Origin of the sequence: Faecalibacterium sp. Marseille-P9590 (genome assembly GCF_017377665.1) — a bacterium.
In the GTDB taxonomy this organism is placed as follows: Bacteria; Bacillota; Clostridia; order Oscillospirales; family Ruminococcaceae; genus Faecalibacterium.
In genome coordinates, this window is sequence record NZ_JAFREF010000007.1 from 1 (window position 1) to 15,918 (window position 15,918).

The following is a 15,918-nucleotide window of genomic DNA, read 5'->3' on the forward strand; positions in this document are numbered from 1 at the left end:
TCTTTGATGAAACTATTTTTGTTTCATCGATGACATTGTACCAGCAAGCAGGGCAAGCGCATCGCTTTTATGCCCCTTTTGAGTGGAAATTTCTGCACCATCGTAGGTTGATACAGCAAAAGCGCAAAAATACCAGCCTCCCATAATGGGAAGCTGGCGCAATATCGCACATCGGAGCTCCTATAATGCTGCCATTACAAAGCCGAAAAACGGGCAACGCCTTGCTTTCGCAGCCACCGGTAGATGGGCACGGATAGCAGTACTTCACTCTCCTGCAGTTCCATCTGGCAGTTGTCTGTTCCTGTCATGCTTTCAACATTCAGTCCGTAAGGATCCGAGCCTCCTGTGCTGCTGTCAGCAAGACTTTTGGTGCCTCAAGCCATCAGCACCAGCCCGGTTCCCAGAACCATAAGCAGGAGAATCGAAGCCGTCCTTATTTTCTGTTTCATTGCAGGGTCTCCTATTCTTTATCCAGTTATCTAAAAATTGCATCTGCTCTTTCGTATGAAACCAATGCTCTCCGCCCGGCATAACGGTCAGCTCTGCGTTGTTCTTTTCCGCAAAGGCTTTTATGGTTTCCATGGAGGTCAGAGCATCCTTTTCCCCATACAAGATGCGGGTAGGGATTTTCCATGAAACCGGATACTCTCGGACATAGCAGAGATATTTCCACGACAGCGTTTCTCCAAATGTTGTGGGAATTTCCAGTTTTTCTGCAAGTTCTGCTTCGGAGACGTCAGCCCATTGCATCATGTTGCAAATCAGTTGCTCCATATCGACTACTGGAGAAATAAAACAAGCGGTATCCACCAATTTCTCATTCAACGAGGACAAAGATAAAAACGCACCAATGCTATTTGCCACCAGTGTGAGCTTCCCGCAGCGTTTCCGCACTGCCGTAAAAAATCCGGAAAATTCCTCCGTGGCTTCCCATGGAGATTGTGCGTGGTAGTCGAAACCAATTACTTCACAATCAGGGAATAGGGCTTTATAATGCTCGGCCTCTTGTGCCGAACCGCCCTTTCCGTGAACATATACAACAATTTCTTCCATATAAAGTCCTCCAAAAAACGCAGCACACCCCCATTCTATGGGCTGCACTGCGTCTGAGCGTCTGGCGTCTGGCCTGATTCAATTATTCTGCCGCTAATTTCAAAAATTTCTTGTCCGACTGGATGCTCTGGGTCACAAACTTCCCATCCCGGAACAACGCGTATGTTGTGACAGGTGCAGGCACATTCTGGGCCGTCTCTTTCTCGGTGATGTGAACGGCTTTGAACGGGATCCCATGTTCCTTTGCAGCCTCCTGTACCTTTGGCACCCAATAATAGGTGTAGGGGCACTGGTCGGTATAGTAGAGGACAAAGCCGTTTTCCTCCACCTTGGGATGCTTGGCACAGTCCTTGAATTTTGGTGGCCGGACATTCTCTGCAAGGGGCAGACACATGAGATTGATGCCGCAATCGGAGATGTCTGAGACCTTGAAGCCCTTATGGGTCAAAAACTTGGGGTCAGCGAGAAATTCCCGTTTGCGCCCCTCGGCACACAGAATGCAAACGCCGTTTTTGCCCTGCGCCTTGGCATCCCGAAGGCATTCTTCCAGCAGATCGCTGGAATAGCCGTGACCTTTCAAAGAACCGGAGACCCACAGACAGTTGATATAAAGCCAGCCTGCGGCATCAATGGGTACCCATGCGTTTTCTGCCGGGATGTACTCGATAAAGCATTTGCCGCGCTCTGTACTGCGGTAAAAAACAAGTCCCTCCTCAAAGCGCTGCTTGAGCCATTCTTTCTTGGTGAGGCTCTGTTTGCCGGACATGGCACAACAGATGTGTTCCCTGTCGATGTTTTCTTTGGTAACTCTGATATAGTCCATCGAAGCACTCTCCCCTATCTTTGTACTTTTTCATACCTTCTCCGGCACAGTTTCTTCCAGTTTTCCATCTGTGCCGCAGAGCACTTCTCCGGCACAGCGACCTTTTCGTTTTTGGCTGCGGCTTACCGCATCCGTCCATCGCCGCCCATCAAGGCGGTCATTTCCTCGATGTAGTCCAGCGGGAACGGCGGAGAGCACAGGGGCTTCATGGCAATGCTCATGAGCTTCATGGGGTTGTCGTCTGCCGCCGCACAGTCTCCCATGCAGCGGCTTTTCAAAAGTTATAGCTTATTCTCCCAGCGCCGTCTCGATGTTTGCCAGCACCTTCTTGCTCAGTAGAACGAAAGCCTGCCTGGTGCGGCCTGCCGAGACACCCGGGCTGTGGACATTGGGCCGCTGGAAAAAGCCCTCACTGACGGGGCCTGCGGCGGCGTAGGTATCACAGAAGAAGTGGGTGCCGGGCTTATCCAGCCACTTTTCCAGCGCGGCGGAGTCAAAGCCGGGGCCGATGGAGGTATTGAAAAGGACTTTCCCCTCCCCCAGCGCCTCAAACTCCGGCTCGCCCAAGAGCAGAACATTCTTGTTCAAACAGGTAAAGACCACTTCGCTCTCCCGGAGCAGAGCGTCCAACGGCTTATACTTCATGCCTGCGGCCTCGGCGTCGGGCTTATGGCTGCGGCTGTAGTAGGAGATGTCCGCGCCGAGGAAGGTCAGTGCATCGGCGATCATCCGGCCCGAAACGCCCAGACCCACGATACCCACCTTGAGGCCGTAAATTTCCACGGGCTCGTCGTGGAGCATCGGCATCCCGAAGCCGTGGAGCAGGCCGGTCAGCTCGTGGAGGACGTACTCCACCACGCCGCGGTCGCCGTAGTCCCGGATGCCCAGCACCTTGATGCCCTTTTCCCGGGCAAAGGCGATGTCCACATTGGCGCTTTCCTCCGAGTAGAGGCTGCAGCACATCCCGATGTAGCGCAGGTTCGGGCAGCGCTCGATGACGTTTTTGCCCATGCGGGAGGTATAGCTCAACAGCGCCGCGTCGGCGTCTCCGATGCGGCAAACGATCTCTTCGTCGTCGGCGGGAATATCGCGGTAAAGCTCGACCTGTTCGGCGTACTGATGCAGCGCTTCCTCTGCTGTGGGGATGAGGCTGACCGGCTCGATGGCCACCAGTTTCTTGAACATGAGACTCCCTCCTTTTTAATAGAAGCAGACCGGCGAGGCGAGGTTGCGCAGAAGCGCCACGGCGCTCCAACCGGCAATGGCGCTGGTGGACGAGCAGATGTCCACCACGGCCTTCACGCCCTCGATCTCGGCAGTGATGCAGTGGTCGTCGCCCACCCAACCGGGTACGGAGTGCATGGTCACGCCGGTGATGTCGGGGCCGGTGGTGGCCAGCGAGGTGGCCACAGCGACGTTGACCCGGCGCGGGAAGGTTGCGATGGCTTCCTTGGCGCTGCCGGTGAAGACTGTAGTCTTCTCGGTGTCGGTCAGCAGATGGTCGGCCCAGACAGGGGTGTTGCGGAAGCCCTTCGCACCGGTGTGAGTCTCGATGCCGGCCTTCTCGTCCAGCTTCAGGGCCTCAGCCATGAGGGTGACGGTCTGCAGCACATCGAAGCCGCCGATGGCGCCGCTGGCCAGATGCACCTTTGCGCCGCCCTCCCGGGCCGCCTGCTTGACCTCTTCATAAAACGCGAGGTCGGCGAATGCACCGATGGACAGCACCACGAGGTTCACGCCCCGGCGCAGCACCGGAACGGCCATTGCGCGCACCGCTTCCACCGAAGCGGCTTCCACGATGTACTCCGGCTCCAGCGCCAGCAGAGCATCCACGTCCGCGCAGGCCGCACAACCCACGCTTGCCGCCGTCTTCTCTGCCGAAGCGAAGGTGCGGCTGGTGACACCCACCAGCTCGTAGTCTTCCAGCAGGCCCTTCTTCCACGCATCGGCCACGATATTGCCGAGGAAACCACAGCCCACGATGCCAAATTTCGTTTTCATGTTTCCGTTTCTCCTTTTTCCCGCCGGGTTGGCGGATTTTTCTTTTCCAGTATACCATGCCATGTGCAGAAAAGCAAAACCCGGCGTTTTTCATAGTTTTTTTGTCATTCACGCACGAAAAGCAGCATTTCACGCAGATTTGCTTGCTTATTTCCCCAGAAATGCTATAATTGCATCAATCGAATGTCCATATTTTTTCAACATCCAAAGGAGGTTTTTGTATGCTCTCTTATCGTAAACTTGCCATGCGTGTTCTGGGTCGGCCTCTCAATACGGGGGGGGGTAACAATTCACCCCGTCCGGCCTCTCAGCGGGCAGCGGCGCTTGTCCTGACCGCTGCCCTGCTGACCGGGGCGGCCTTCCCCGCCTTTGCAGATACCTACTATATTGAGGATGGCGACATTACGATTTCGGCGGGTGAGAACGGCAACGACGTCACTCAGAACGAGACGACCACCAAAAATGACACCGACACCGTCATCACAAACCGTCACAAGGACACCGCTTCTTCCAACACTGTGACTATCGAGGCCGAAGATAAGGACGATAAGGTTGAGGTCACGCTCAAGGATGTGAACATCGACGCCAGCAGAGGGAGCGAAGCCGCCGTGAGCGTGACCGGCAAAGGTGACACCACCATTGAGCTGGATGGCGACAACGAGCTGAAGAGCGGCGCTGGCCATGCCGGGTTGGAGCACAACAAGACTGACACCAGCGGCGAACTGACCATTCAGGACAAAGATAATAACGGCAGTCTGGAGGCTGCCGGTGGATTCAAAGGCGCTGGCATCGGCAGCGCTGGCAGCAATGACGCTCAGGTGAAAATCACTGGCGGCAATATCACGGCCACCAGTGACGATTGGGGCGCAGGCATTGGCAGTGGTTCCTACGGCACCGGCACGGTAGAGATCACCGGCGGCGAGATCAATGCAACCGGCGGTTATTTAGGCGCTGGCATCGGCGGCGGCTGCAACGGCAGCGGCAATGTGACCATCAGCGGCGGCACCATCACTGCCGCAGGCGGTGATGGCGCTGCGGGCATCGGCGGTGGTTATTATAACGGTGCGACCGTTACGATAACCGGCGACGCTGTTATTAAAAATGCATCTAACACGAAGTACGGTGCAGGCATTGGCGGCGGCAATGGCAGCGATGGCAATGTGACCATCTCCGGCAATGCAAAAATCGAGAATGCGACCGGCGGCTACGGTGCGGCAGGCATCGGCGGCGGCGCATTTAGTTCCCCCGATAAAATCGGCAACGGTAACGTGGTCATCAAGGATAATGCCAAAATTGGCACTGTCACCGGTGGCACTTTTGGCGCTGGTATCGGCGGCGGTGTCTATGGCTTCGGCAATGTAACCATCAAAGATAATGCAACGATTGGCACTGTCACCGGCGACGCCTATGGTGCAGGCATCGGCGGCGGTTATGCCGCACTGGGTGATGTAACCATCGAAGGCAATGTCACCATCAAAAATGCACAGGGCGGCATGAACGCCGCTGGCATTGGCGGTGGTGCTGACGCAGAAAACGACGAAGATGACGGCAACGGCAACCAAATCTCCATCAAGAGCAATGAGAGCGGCGCGCCCACTGTGAACGCGACCGGCGGCGTGTCGGATGTAGACAATGCTGGCGAAACGATCCCCGGCGGCGCGGGCATCGGTAGCGGCGTTGGCGACGCCAAGGCAAACATCACCCTTGAGGGCAAAGTGACCATCGTTGCCAAGGCGGGCGAGGGCAACGCGGCTATCGGCGACATAAACGGCGAGCAGGAGTTCTCCGGCCTTGCTGAGGGCAGCTCTATCACCCGCTACGACTCTAAGGGCAATGATACCTCTCTGCCCGGCGACAAAGTCCCCGTTACCCCTATCGTCCCCGATGATACCTCCTCTGGCGGCTCTGCGGACGCCTCTGTGCAGGAGTCGGTCTTCCCGGGCCTCATCGTCACCGACAAGGACGGCCAGCGCATCTCCTACACCAGCATCCGGGGCAACAACGTCCTCTCCCTCCGCGTCGGGCGGTTCACGGCCTCCCTCCACGCTTCGCTGGCCACCCTGCGTCAGCTGCGGGCTGAGGGCATCGACACCATCACCTTCCAGACCATCCTCTGCTCCACCAGCCTCTCGGTGGACGAACTGCTGGCCATGGGCGGCGAGGATACCGAAGTCGTTCTCACCCACCACATCCGTTCTTCCACGCTCACGGTGGGCGGCAAAGCCGTGTAAGGCTCCCTTGTTCCCCGATGATTTTTGTGGTACACTAGGCGCAGAAATCTGTAAAAATCGAGGGAAAGTAACTTATGGCTGGCGACCTTCATACTCATTCCACCTGTTCTGACGGCTCTGTCCCCATCCACCGCCTGCCCCTGATGGCAGCGCGGCTGGGGCTGAGCGCTCTGGCCCTTTCTGACCACGACACCACCCTCAGCGCCCAGTACGCCTACGACCACCCGGTGCAGGACGGCGTGCGGCTCATCCCCGCCGCCGAGCTCACCGGCTACGACTTCGAGCGCAGCCACCGCGTCCACCTGCTGACCTTCTGGCCCGACCTCGACTGCCCTGCCCTGCGCCGGCACTGCGACATCATGCGCCAGCGCCGCAACGAGTGCGCTCTGCAGAGCTGCCGGGAGATCGAGGCGCTGTACCCCCAGTTCCGCGCCGAGCAGGCGCTGGAATATGCGCAGGACAGCGGCGTCCTCTTCAAGAGCGGCATCATGCAGGCGCTGCAGCAGCTGGGCCTGTGCGACGGCATCTACACCGGGCTTTATCACGAACTGTTCGGCTGGGAGCCGCGGGGCAAGTGCCTCCACTCCCCCACTTACCCTCCGGTGCGGGAGGTGCTGGCCACGGCAAAGGCCGCTGGGGCCGTGGTGGTGTTCGCCCACCCGACGGTGTACAAGAGTATGCCTCTGCTGCGGGAGCTGGTGGCTGAAGGGGCCATCGACGGCATCGAGGTGCATCACCCCCGCAACAGCCCCGAGGATATGGCCGAGTGCGCTGAGCTCTGCAAGAAGCACGACCTCATCGTCACCGGCGGCAGCGACTTTCACGGCGCGAACCACGGCAAACCCCACCCGGTGGGTGCCTGCGTCACCGAGGACGACCAGATCGCGCGCATCGAGGCACTGGCCCGCAAGCGCCGGGGCGGCGCTCTGTGACCGGGTCACATTGACTTCCTCGTCTGACAAGTATATAATAAAAATGCTATGCGAGTCCGCTCGCCTGTCAGTCGGATATAAAGAGAGGATGTTTGAATATGAGCAAGTCTTTCAGCTACCCCAACAAGGGTACCTGCTCCAAGGAGACCCACATCGTGCTGAACGATGACCACACCATCGAGTCCATCGAGGTCATCGGCGGCTGCAACGGCAACCTGAAGGGCATCAGCCGCCTGCTCAAGGGCATGAAGGCTGAGGACGCCATCGCCCGCATGGAAGGCACCACCTGCGGCCCCCGCCCCACCAGCTGCCCTGACCAGATCGCCCAGAACCTCAAGCGCGCTCTGGCTGAGCTGTAATTCACAGTCCGTTCAAAAGACCACCGTCCTGCCCTTATTTCCTGCGGGCAAAACGGTGGTCTTTTTGTTTATCGCAATTTTCAAAAATAGTGCCTATCGAAACGGCATATTTGCGATAGGCAATTCAACGCTGTTGCTGCTGCATTAAAAAGTTGAATTGCTATAAAGTAAAATTTGATTTTCTACGCTGCCGACAGAGGAGTTTCTGGTTCCGACCAAAATCGAGCCAAAAAGCGGTTGACAAAACCCGTGTCCTTTGCTACAATAAATGAGCAAACGCAGGGTTAGCTCATCCGGTAGAGCGACTGCTTCCCAAGCAGTAGGCGGCGGGTTCGAGTCCCGTATCCTGCTCCACAAAAAGAGCGCTGATTCGTCAAGAATTGGCGCTTTTATCATTTCAGCAAGTCTAAAACTGAGAGGGACGTCATGATTTTTGTACCCCTTCTGCACTATTTCAAGTGCAAGAATCAATACAGCGGCAACGAAGACGGGATGCGCTATCTGCTCTCGCCCGGCAAGCGCAGCGTGCCTGACCCGGACGGCGGCGAGGGCGCACAGAAAGAGGAAGCCATCCTCACGGTGGACATCTGGCCCGACCCCTGGGCGCTGGACCGCACCGACCCCGCCCTGCGCCGGCAGATGGTCTTTCCGCTGACGGACGAGGGCCGGGCCGCAGCGGCAGAGTATCTGTCCTCTGCCTACAGCACTGACCTGGCGCTCTGGAAGCAGCGGCCCTCCATCCTGGACTGTGAGCCCTGGTCACCGCCGCCGAAGGACGAGGACGCAGAAAGCGGGGAAAGCAAATGATATACCGTCTCAAAGAGCTCAAGGGCGACACCATCCCGGTGCCGCAGCTCATCTTTTCCAAGCTGGGCATCGCCGAGGAATACAACGTCCGGGTAGCGCTGTATGTGCTGGCCACCGGCGTCACCGACCCCGAAAAAATTTGTGCCGACCTTAAACTGCGCAGCCGCATCTCTGCCGAAAGCGCCCTCTCCTTCTGGGCCGGTGCGGGGCTTCTCGAGCGCTACGACGAGAACGCCGCGCCGGGAGCAGAGCCCTCTGCTCCTGCCCCCATGACCTGGGCGGAGATCGCCGCCGCAAGCCGCACCGACCCCATGATCTCGAGCCTCATCGACTGCGCTCAGACCGGCTTTGCCCGCCCGCTGACTCACAGCGAGATGGAAAAGCTGGTCAACCTCTACGTACAGGAGGGCTTTGCCCCCGAGACCGTCATGCTCTGCGTGGCCTATGTGGCCAGCCGGGGCAAGCGGACGATGGCCGCCGTCCTCCACGAGCTGAAAGTCTGGCGGGCCGAGGGCGTGGAGACCGGCGAACAGGCCGACGCCCACCTCAAGCTGCTGGCCTTCCGCCAGACCCGGGAACAGTATGTTGCTTCCCTGCTGGGCATCCCGGACAGCGAGCTCACCCTCGGCGGGCGGAAAGCCATCGCCCGGTGGTATGAGGTCTACGGCTACGATGACGCCATGGTGCAGGAGGCCGCTGTGCAGGCCGGGCCGAAGCGTGACCTGTGGTACTGGAACAGCATCCTCAAGACCTGGAACGCCAAGGGTCTGCGCAATATCCACGATGTGCGCACTCCGGTGGCCGCTGCCGGAGCCAGCAGGAACATCCGGGTAGACCGCGAGACCCCCAGCGGCAACGACTTCCTCAAGAACGCTGCCCGCCGCCGCACCCTCAAGAAAAAGTCCGAGTGACCCCCGGCATAAGGAGACACTATGCGTACCAAAAACGAACTGTATCAGGAAGCCCTGCGCACCGTCGCCCGCCGTCGTCAGACCGCACGGGCCAAGGCGGAGGACGCCCGCGCTGAGGCCGAGGCTGCTGTCCCCGGGCTGCGCCACGCCGAAGAAGAGGTGCGGGTGCGGGGCATCCGCTGCGCACTGGCCGGTGCGGCGGGCAAGGACCGCACCGATGCCGCTGCGGCCCTCACCGATGCCCGCAAAAAGCTGGCCGACCTGCTGGCCTCCAGCGGCCGTCCCGCCGACACACTGGAGCCGCACTTCACCTGCAGGCTCTGCGAAGACACCGGCATTGTGGACGGACGCACCTGCAGCTGCGTCCACAAGGTGATGCAGCAGCTCCGCCGGTCGGAGATCGAGGCTCTGTCCAGCCTCTCCATTTCCAGCTTCGATACCATGGAGCTGCGCTACTACCCCGCCCGGATGGACGCCTCCCTCGGCGAGCCGGTGCGGAGTTATATGTCCACCCTCCTGAATGACCTGCGCGGCTACGCCGACGAATTCGATACCACCAGCGAGAGCCTGATGCTCCTCGGCAACGCCGGTCTGGGCAAGACCCATGCCGCTCTGGCCATTGCCGGAGAGGTGCTGGAAAAGGGCTTCGACGTCATCTATGTGTCCAGCCCCGACTTCTTCTCGAAGCTCGAGGCCCTGCACTTCGGCTCCGACCCCGCCGGGGAGGAAGAGATGCTCCTGCGCACCGCCGCCGGGGCCGACCTGCTCATCCTCGACGACCTGGGTTCCGAGTTCAACTCCAGCTTCCTCATCAGCACCCTTTACAGCCTGCTGAACAACCGTCTGGGCGCGAAGCTGCCCACCATCGTCACCACCAACATCACCGACGGCGCTCTGCTGGAAAAGCTCTACACCGAAAAAATCTCCAGCCGCCTCTCCTCTTTTGTCCCCTTCCTCTTTATGGGCGACGATATTCGGGCGCAAAAGGCAGAAGAAGCGTAAATAGGATAGAAGTCAAAGAGAGTTCTTATTCAGGAAAGGAATTTCAAATATGGGAATCGTAGTCATCGGCGCAGTTTTCGTAGACATCAAGGGCTATCCCCTCTCCACCTACATCCCCGGCGGACGGAATGCCGGCCGCATTGAACAGGTGCATGGCGGTGTGAGCCGAAACGTGGCGGAGGACATCGCCAATGTGGAGCTGCGCCCCACCTTCGTGGGTCTGGTGGACGACACCGGCATGGGCCAGGACGTCATCGACAAACTGGACAATCACAAGGTCAACACCAGGTACATCCAGAAGGTTCCCGATGGCATGGGGACCTGGCTGGCCATCTTTGACAACGACGGCGACGTCCACGCTGCCATCTCCAAGCGCCCTGACACCACCCCGCTGACCACCCTGCTGGAGGAGAAGGGCGACGAGATCTTCAAGGACTGCGACGCCATCGCCATCGAGCTGGATCTCGAGAAAGACACGGTCAAGCAGGTGCTCCGCTATGCCAGGAAATACAACAAAAAAGTCTTTGCCGCAGTCTCCAACATGAGCATCGCCATGGAGCGCCGCGACTATCTGCAGCAGATCGACTGCTTCGTCTGCAACCAGCAGGAGGCCGGTCTGCTCTTCTCGGACGACTACGAGCATCTCACCCCCAGCCAGATGGCTCAGGTACTGGCCCGGAACGTCCACAGCGCCAACATGACCAGCATGGTGGTGACCATGGGCGGTCAGGGTGCCGTGTACGCCAAGCACACCGGCGAGTGCGGCGTCGTACCCGCCAAGAAGGTGGACGTCATCGACACCACCGGCGCAGGCGACGCCTTCTTTGCCGGTACGGTCATCGGCCTGACCTACGGCAAGAATCTGGCCCAGTCCTGTGAGATCGGCAGCCGCCTGGCCGCGTCGGTCATCTGCATCACCGAGAACGTCTGCCCCCGTTTCCGCCCGCTGGAATTCGGGCTGGATGTGCCGGTAGTGGACTGAATCTGCATCTTCAAGCGCAGAGGTCTCTGGGCCTCTGTGCTTATTTTTTAATGCTGCCGTTCGATTCTTTCGATGCATTTCGCGGTTTTTGTCGGAAAATCTGTTGAATCCCACCTGTGGCAGTGTTACACTGGACTTATTCAAATTTGTGAAAAGAGGAGAATCTAATGAACAAAAATCAGCACAAGCGAAGCGCCTTTTCGGGCAAGATCGGCTTTGTCCTCTCGGCGGCAGGCGCTTCGGTAGGCCTCGGCAATATCTGGCGTTTCCCCTACCTCGCAGCAAAGTACGGCGGCGGCATTTTCCTGCTCATCTACATCATCCTCGCCTTCACCTTCGGCTACACCATGATCGTGGCCGAAACGGCGCTGGGCCGGATGACCAGGAAAAGCCCGGTGGGCGCATTCGCCGCCGTCCGCAAGGGCAGGCGCTCCTTCGGCGGCTGGATAAACGCCATCATCCCCATCCTCATCGTGCCTTATTACTCGGTCATCGGCGGCTGGGTCATCCGGTATCTGGCCGACTACGTCAGCGGCCACGGCAGTGAGCTGGCCACAGACGGCTACTTTTCGGCCTTCATTTCCAGCGGCGCTTCGGCAGAGATATGCTTTGTCCTCTTTACCATCTTCACCCTTGCCATCATCTTTGCAGGCGTGCGCAACGGCGTGGAGCGGGTCTCCAAGGTGATGATGCCCATTCTCGTGGTGCTGTCTGTCATCATCGCGGGCTACTCCGTCACCCGCCCGGGTGCGCTGGAGGGCGTGAAGTATTTCCTCGTGCCGAATCTCTCCAACTTCTCCTGGATGACCGTCGTGACCGCCATGGGGCAGATGTTCTACTCCCTCTCCATCGCAATGGGCATCCTCGTCACCTTCGGCTCCTACATGAAGAAGGATGTCTCCATCGAGGAGTCCACCGAGAACGTGGAGATCTTCGACACGGCCATTGCCATCATGGCGGGCCTGATGATCATTCCGGCGGTCTTTTCCTTCTCGGGCGGCGACCCGGACACCCTGCAGGCCGGCCCGGCCCTCATGTTCATCACCATCCCGAAGGTCTTTGAGATCATGGGCCTCGGCACCGTGGTGGGCATCCTCTTCTTCACGCTGGTGCTTTTCGCCGCCGTCACCAGCTCCATCGCCCTGACGGAAAGCGCCGTCTCCACCTTCGAGGACGAGCTGGGCTGGGAGCGTAAGCAGGCTACCGTCCTCATCGGCATCATCATGCTGGTACTGGGCAGTCTGTCGGCTCTGGGCTACGGCCCGCTGGCCCAGTTCACGGTCTTTGGGATGCAGTTCCTCGACTTCTTCGATTTCCTCACCAACTCCGTCATGATGCCCATTGCAGCCATCACCACCTGCCTGCTGGTGTCCCGGGTCATCGGTGTGGAGAAAATCGAGGAAGAGGTCACGCTGGAAGGCAAGCCCTTCCGCCGCAAGCGCATCTTCAACTTTATGATAAAGTACCTCTGCCCCATCTTCGCGGCCATCATCCTCATCAGCTCGGTGGCAAACGCGCTGGGCGTCATCTCCATGTAAGCAGACAATAAAAAGCGCTGGAAGCCTTTACACCGCTTCCAGCGCTTTTCTTATGCCCTTTTCAGGATGCTCTTTATCTCGTCCAGATTCTTTACAAAATAAATGCCGCTCTGCCGCTCGGGGCTGGACAGCCCCATCTCGACCATGTGGGCCAGCAGAGCTTTCAGGCCGGCGTAGTAGCCGTCGAGGTCATAGAGGATGCAGGGCGCGTCCAGATGGCCCAGCGAGACCTTGGACATCACCTCGGCGATCTCTTCCAGCGTACCGGTGCCGCCGGGGAACGCGATAAAGGCGTCGCCCAGCTCTATCATCCTGGTCTTGCGCTCGGTCATGTCCTGCGTGACGATGAGCCTGGTCAGGCCGTCATACTGCACCTCGGAGTCGATGAAGAACTGGGGCTCGACGCCGGTCACTTCACCGCCCGCCGTCAGAACGCTGTGGGCCAGACGCCCCATCAGGCCGCTGCGGGAGCCGCCGTAGACCAGCGCGTTCCCGCTCTCGCCGATCCAGCGGCCCAGTTCCTCCACCGCCTGTTTCAGGGCCGGGTCGCTGCCCTCGTTGGCCCCCAGATAGACCGTAATATTCATCTGCATTTCTCCTGTCACTTTGCCCATGTCATTTCCTGATTCGGGCCGGTATAATCAAACTTACCGTCGTTCTTTTCTTCCAGCGCTTTTATCATGTGATAAGCAAACTCATTGTAGGGCGTCGGGATGCCCAGCTCTTTGCCCATCCGGATGAGCGCACCCGAGAACATATCGACTTCGGTATGGCGTCCGGCGTCGAGGTCTTGCAACGTCGAGTAGCGGGCCGAGGGCTTGACGGCGCAGCCCTTGCCGGACACGGCATCCACCTTCTGCATATCGATGCCTTTGGCTGCGGCAATGGCTTCCAACTCACGGCGGAGGCCGTCGCTGATGGCCTTCATATGGACGCTGTCACGGTAGCAGCCTACGCCTGCGCCGAGGATGGCCTGGGGCAGGTTGTTGCAGACATTGAGGCGGAACTTGCTCCACATCTCTTCCCGGATGCAGTCGGTGGCCCGGAAGTGCAGCTCTGTGCCGCCGAACAGTGCCTCCACGGCCTTGACGCGGGGGCTGTCGCAGGGCGGCTCCTTCTCGCCGAAGATGATGCCAACGGTGGTCGCCGGGTCAAAATGGAAGCCGTCCGCCTCCTTGTGAGACGCCACTTTGATGAGGGAGTAAAGCAGATGCTCCCCACCCACGGCAGAGGCAATGATGTCCTCGCTGTCCACGCCGTTCATCAGGCTCATGATGGTGGTATGGGGGCCAGTGACGGCTTTGATGCTGTCCAGTGCGCCGGGCAGTGCGCCGTATTTCAGGCAGACGATGAGAAGGTCAGCGTCATGCGCCTCCTGCGGCGTCCAGACCGCCGGGCGGTAGATTTTGCCGTTGATGGCACAGCCTTCTTTTGCCAGACGCTCGCCGCGCGGGCCATCGGCCACCACGCCAAGTTCAATGTCCCTGCGGGCCGAAAGCCCCCAGATCACGTAGGAGCCGACCGCACCGGCTCCTAGAACTGCAACTTTTTTGATGTCCATATCGTTCCACCTCAATATCATCCGCATGATTTGCGGGATCCATTTCTGCTGCTTTGTAACCAGACCCGCCATCGTTCTCTTTCATAGGTTCCATTATACCACGCTTTTCTCTTCCGGAAAAGCCCAGAGTGTTTCATTTTTGCACGTCAAAAATCTTTGACTTTTGGCGATAAGTTATAACAAAAGTGTAGAATCTCTTCGGTAAATAGAATCTTTGTCAAAAAAGGGCTTGATTTTTTTCGAAAACGGACTAGAATATCTTCTTGCGGAAAGGTTTCACCTGTACAGCCTTCCGCGAAACTGTTTTTTCAAAAGTAAGGAGATTTTCGATATGAAACTCAAGAATGTTTGTGTTACCGTTGCTGCTCTGGTCCTGGCTGTCAGCATGACTGCCTGCGGCAGCTCTTCTTCTACTGCTGCTTCTACCTCTGAGGCTGCTTCTGCTGCCGCTCAGTCTGAGGCTGCTTCCACCTCTGCCGTGGCCGAGGAGAACAGCGCTTCCTCCGAGGCTGCAAGCGAGGCTTCCTCTTCTGAGGCCGCATCCGAGGTCTCCAGCGAGGCTGCATCTTCTGAGGCTGCTTCCTCCGAGGCCGCTTCTTCCACTGCCGCCTGAGTTTCAGTGCATAAAAACGAGCCGCAACCTTTCCCCGGTGGGATGGGCTGCGGCTCATTTTATTTTAGACAAAATCCTCCCGCATGGGGGTGAAGATGTCCAGCAGGATGCCGGCCTCGGTGCAGACGCAGCCGTGCTCCACGCCGTCCTCTTTCAAGATGGTATCGCCGGTTCGCACCGTGCGGGTCACGCCATCCACCGTGAAATCGAACGCACCCGACACCACATAGGTGATCTGGGTGTGGGGGTGGTGATGCAGTGCGCCCACGGCCCCCTTTTCGAAGGTGTTCTCCACACACATCAGGCCGTCGGTGTAAGCCAGCACCCGGCGGGTGACGCCCTCGCCTGCCGCCTGCGGCAGAGCCTCTGCATGATAGACCCAGCGCTGTTTCTTCTCGGGAAGCTTCATATCCATTCCTCGTTTTCCGCCGCCAGACAGCGGCTTTTTCTTCTATTATAGCGGCCTTGGGACTGGATTACAAGCTTGATTTGAGCGGGTGTCGCAGGATGGTCTTCCGCTTTTCCGGCGCGGTGCGGTTGGGGTCGGAGAGATAGAGCTCGTGGTGAAAGCGCGTCTCAGAGAAGTCCACCGCATAGCCCTGCTCTGCCGCAAAAGCATTCATCCGGGCCAGCGTCTCCGGCTCGTCGTCGTAAGAGCCGAGGTGCATACACTGGACACAGAGGCCCTCATCGTAGGTGAAGAACTCGACCTTGGAGAAATCCTTTTTCTTTTTGGCTGTCGCTTCCCGGACCGCCCAGTCGAACTCTTCCCGGGTCACGAACTCCGGCAGGCGGAGCATGGATGTCCAGTGGAAGCTTTCCTTCCCGGTCCCCGTCTGTTCCCACAGCCCTTCCAGCGGAGGCACTACGAAGTCAAAGTAACCGTCCACCCGGTGACTGCCCTTCTTGCTCATCTTGATGGTGTAGAGCAGGCCATACAGCAGCTCGATGGCTGCTTTGTACTCGCCTGTAGGGTCGTTGGGGTCGCCCTGCCCCCGCACTGCGGCAAAGGTCATGGCTGGCACGGTGACAAACTGCGGCTCACGAGGTGGTTGGTAGAGTGCCTTATATTCCTTCTTATAATCAAACGCCATCGTCGCTGACC

18 protein-coding genes and 1 tRNA gene are annotated in these 15,918 nt (G+C 58.6%); 10 read left to right on the plus strand and 9 right to left on the minus strand.

The features are described 5' to 3' along the window. Positions 1-354: 354 nt before the first annotated feature. From J3349_RS08975 to J3349_RS08995, 5 genes are all read right to left on the minus strand, one after another. Entirely contained in the window at positions 355-1,053 is a 699-nt protein-coding gene (locus tag J3349_RS08975; protein WP_207677174.1) for an alpha/beta hydrolase, read from the minus strand. An 82-nt stretch (positions 1,054-1,135) separates the two neighbouring features. After that, the gene (locus J3349_RS08980) at positions 1,136-1,876 is read right to left on the minus strand and encodes a YoaP domain-containing protein (RefSeq protein ID WP_207677175.1); all 741 of its coding nucleotides are present in this window, start codon (positions 1,874-1,876) and stop codon (positions 1,136-1,138) included. Between the two features lie 122 nt (positions 1,877-1,998). Beyond that, on the minus strand, positions 1,999-2,139 hold the full coding sequence (locus J3349_RS08985; RefSeq protein WP_347564994.1) for a hypothetical protein: 141 nt from the start codon (positions 2,137-2,139) through the stop codon (positions 1,999-2,001). A gap of 25 nt (positions 2,140-2,164) precedes the next feature. Next, positions 2,165-3,061 (minus strand): NAD(P)-dependent oxidoreductase, encoded by an 897-nt coding sequence (locus J3349_RS08990; protein ID WP_207677176.1) that lies wholly within the window; start codon positions 3,059-3,061, stop codon positions 2,165-2,167. 15 nt (positions 3,062-3,076) lie between these two features. Then, positions 3,077-3,877 (minus strand): aspartate dehydrogenase domain-containing protein, encoded by an 801-nt coding sequence (locus tag J3349_RS08995; protein WP_149794335.1) that lies wholly within the window; start codon positions 3,875-3,877, stop codon positions 3,077-3,079. Positions 3,878-4,098: 221 nt separating this feature from the next. On the opposite strand from J3349_RS08995, the gene J3349_RS14195 reads away from it, so the two are divergent. The 9 genes from J3349_RS14195 to J3349_RS09040 all read left to right on the plus strand — a co-directional run bounded on the left by J3349_RS14195 (position 4,099) and on the right by J3349_RS09040 (position 12,639). Further along, on the plus strand, positions 4,099-6,108 hold the full coding sequence (locus J3349_RS14195) for a hypothetical protein (protein WP_207677177.1): 2,010 nt from the start codon (positions 4,099-4,101) through the stop codon (positions 6,106-6,108). A gap of 74 nt (positions 6,109-6,182) precedes the next feature. Continuing rightward, entirely contained in the window at positions 6,183-7,040 is an 858-nt protein-coding gene (locus J3349_RS09005) for a PHP domain-containing protein (RefSeq protein ID WP_207677178.1), read from the plus strand. A 98-nt stretch (positions 7,041-7,138) separates the two neighbouring features. Then, the gene (locus J3349_RS09010) at positions 7,139-7,399 is read left to right on the plus strand and encodes a TIGR03905 family TSCPD domain-containing protein (protein ID WP_149794332.1); all 261 of its coding nucleotides are present in this window, start codon (positions 7,139-7,141) and stop codon (positions 7,397-7,399) included. Positions 7,400-7,677: 278 nt separating this feature from the next. After that, positions 7,678-7,753: transfer RNA gene (locus J3349_RS09015), tRNA-Gly, on the plus strand. 72 nt (positions 7,754-7,825) lie between these two features. Further along, a complete protein-coding gene (locus J3349_RS09020; protein ID WP_207677179.1) occupies positions 7,826-8,206 on the plus strand; it encodes a hypothetical protein in 381 nt (126 codons plus the stop codon). Next, positions 8,203-9,117 (plus strand): DnaD domain protein, encoded by a 915-nt coding sequence (locus tag J3349_RS09025; RefSeq protein ID WP_207677180.1) that lies wholly within the window; start codon positions 8,203-8,205, stop codon positions 9,115-9,117. The genes J3349_RS09020 and J3349_RS09025 overlap by 4 nt, the downstream gene beginning before the upstream one ends. Before the next feature lie 21 nt (positions 9,118-9,138). Next, complete coding sequence (locus tag J3349_RS09030; RefSeq protein WP_207677181.1) at positions 9,139-10,119, plus strand: ATP-binding protein; 981 nt, start codon at positions 9,139-9,141, stop codon at positions 10,117-10,119. Between the two features lie 49 nt (positions 10,120-10,168). Then, positions 10,169-11,101 (plus strand): carbohydrate kinase family protein, encoded by a 933-nt coding sequence (locus J3349_RS09035; protein ID WP_158397044.1) that lies wholly within the window; start codon positions 10,169-10,171, stop codon positions 11,099-11,101. A 167-nt stretch (positions 11,102-11,268) separates the two neighbouring features. Next, positions 11,269-12,639: a sodium-dependent transporter gene (locus J3349_RS09040; protein ID WP_207677182.1), complete on the plus strand. Its 1,371-nt coding sequence runs from the start codon at positions 11,269-11,271 to the stop codon at positions 12,637-12,639. A 50-nt stretch (positions 12,640-12,689) separates the two neighbouring features. Here J3349_RS09040 and J3349_RS09045 read toward each other — a convergent pair whose 3' ends face one another. Beyond that, the gene (locus tag J3349_RS09045) at positions 12,690-13,226 is read right to left on the minus strand and encodes a TIGR00730 family Rossman fold protein (protein ID WP_149794325.1); all 537 of its coding nucleotides are present in this window, start codon (positions 13,224-13,226) and stop codon (positions 12,690-12,692) included. 14 nt (positions 13,227-13,240) lie between these two features. Next, the gene (locus J3349_RS09050; RefSeq protein ID WP_207677183.1) at positions 13,241-14,200 is read right to left on the minus strand and encodes a 2-dehydropantoate 2-reductase; all 960 of its coding nucleotides are present in this window, start codon (positions 14,198-14,200) and stop codon (positions 13,241-13,243) included. Between the two features lie 331 nt (positions 14,201-14,531). Between J3349_RS09050 and J3349_RS09055 the strand changes: the two genes are divergently transcribed. Continuing rightward, positions 14,532-14,813, plus strand: a complete 282-nt coding sequence (locus J3349_RS09055; RefSeq protein ID WP_207677184.1) for a hypothetical protein — start codon at positions 14,532-14,534, stop codon at positions 14,811-14,813. 64 nt (positions 14,814-14,877) lie between these two features. Here J3349_RS09055 and J3349_RS09060 read toward each other — a convergent pair whose 3' ends face one another. Together J3349_RS09060 and J3349_RS09065 are read right to left on the minus strand one after the other, a co-directional pair. After that, the gene (locus tag J3349_RS09060; RefSeq protein WP_347564996.1) at positions 14,878-15,228 is read right to left on the minus strand and encodes a cupin domain-containing protein; all 351 of its coding nucleotides are present in this window, start codon (positions 15,226-15,228) and stop codon (positions 14,878-14,880) included. 61 nt (positions 15,229-15,289) lie between these two features. Further along, on the minus strand, positions 15,290-15,907 hold the full coding sequence (locus J3349_RS09065) for a GyrI-like domain-containing protein (RefSeq protein WP_207677185.1): 618 nt from the start codon (positions 15,905-15,907) through the stop codon (positions 15,290-15,292). Positions 15,908-15,918 lie beyond the last annotated feature (11 nt).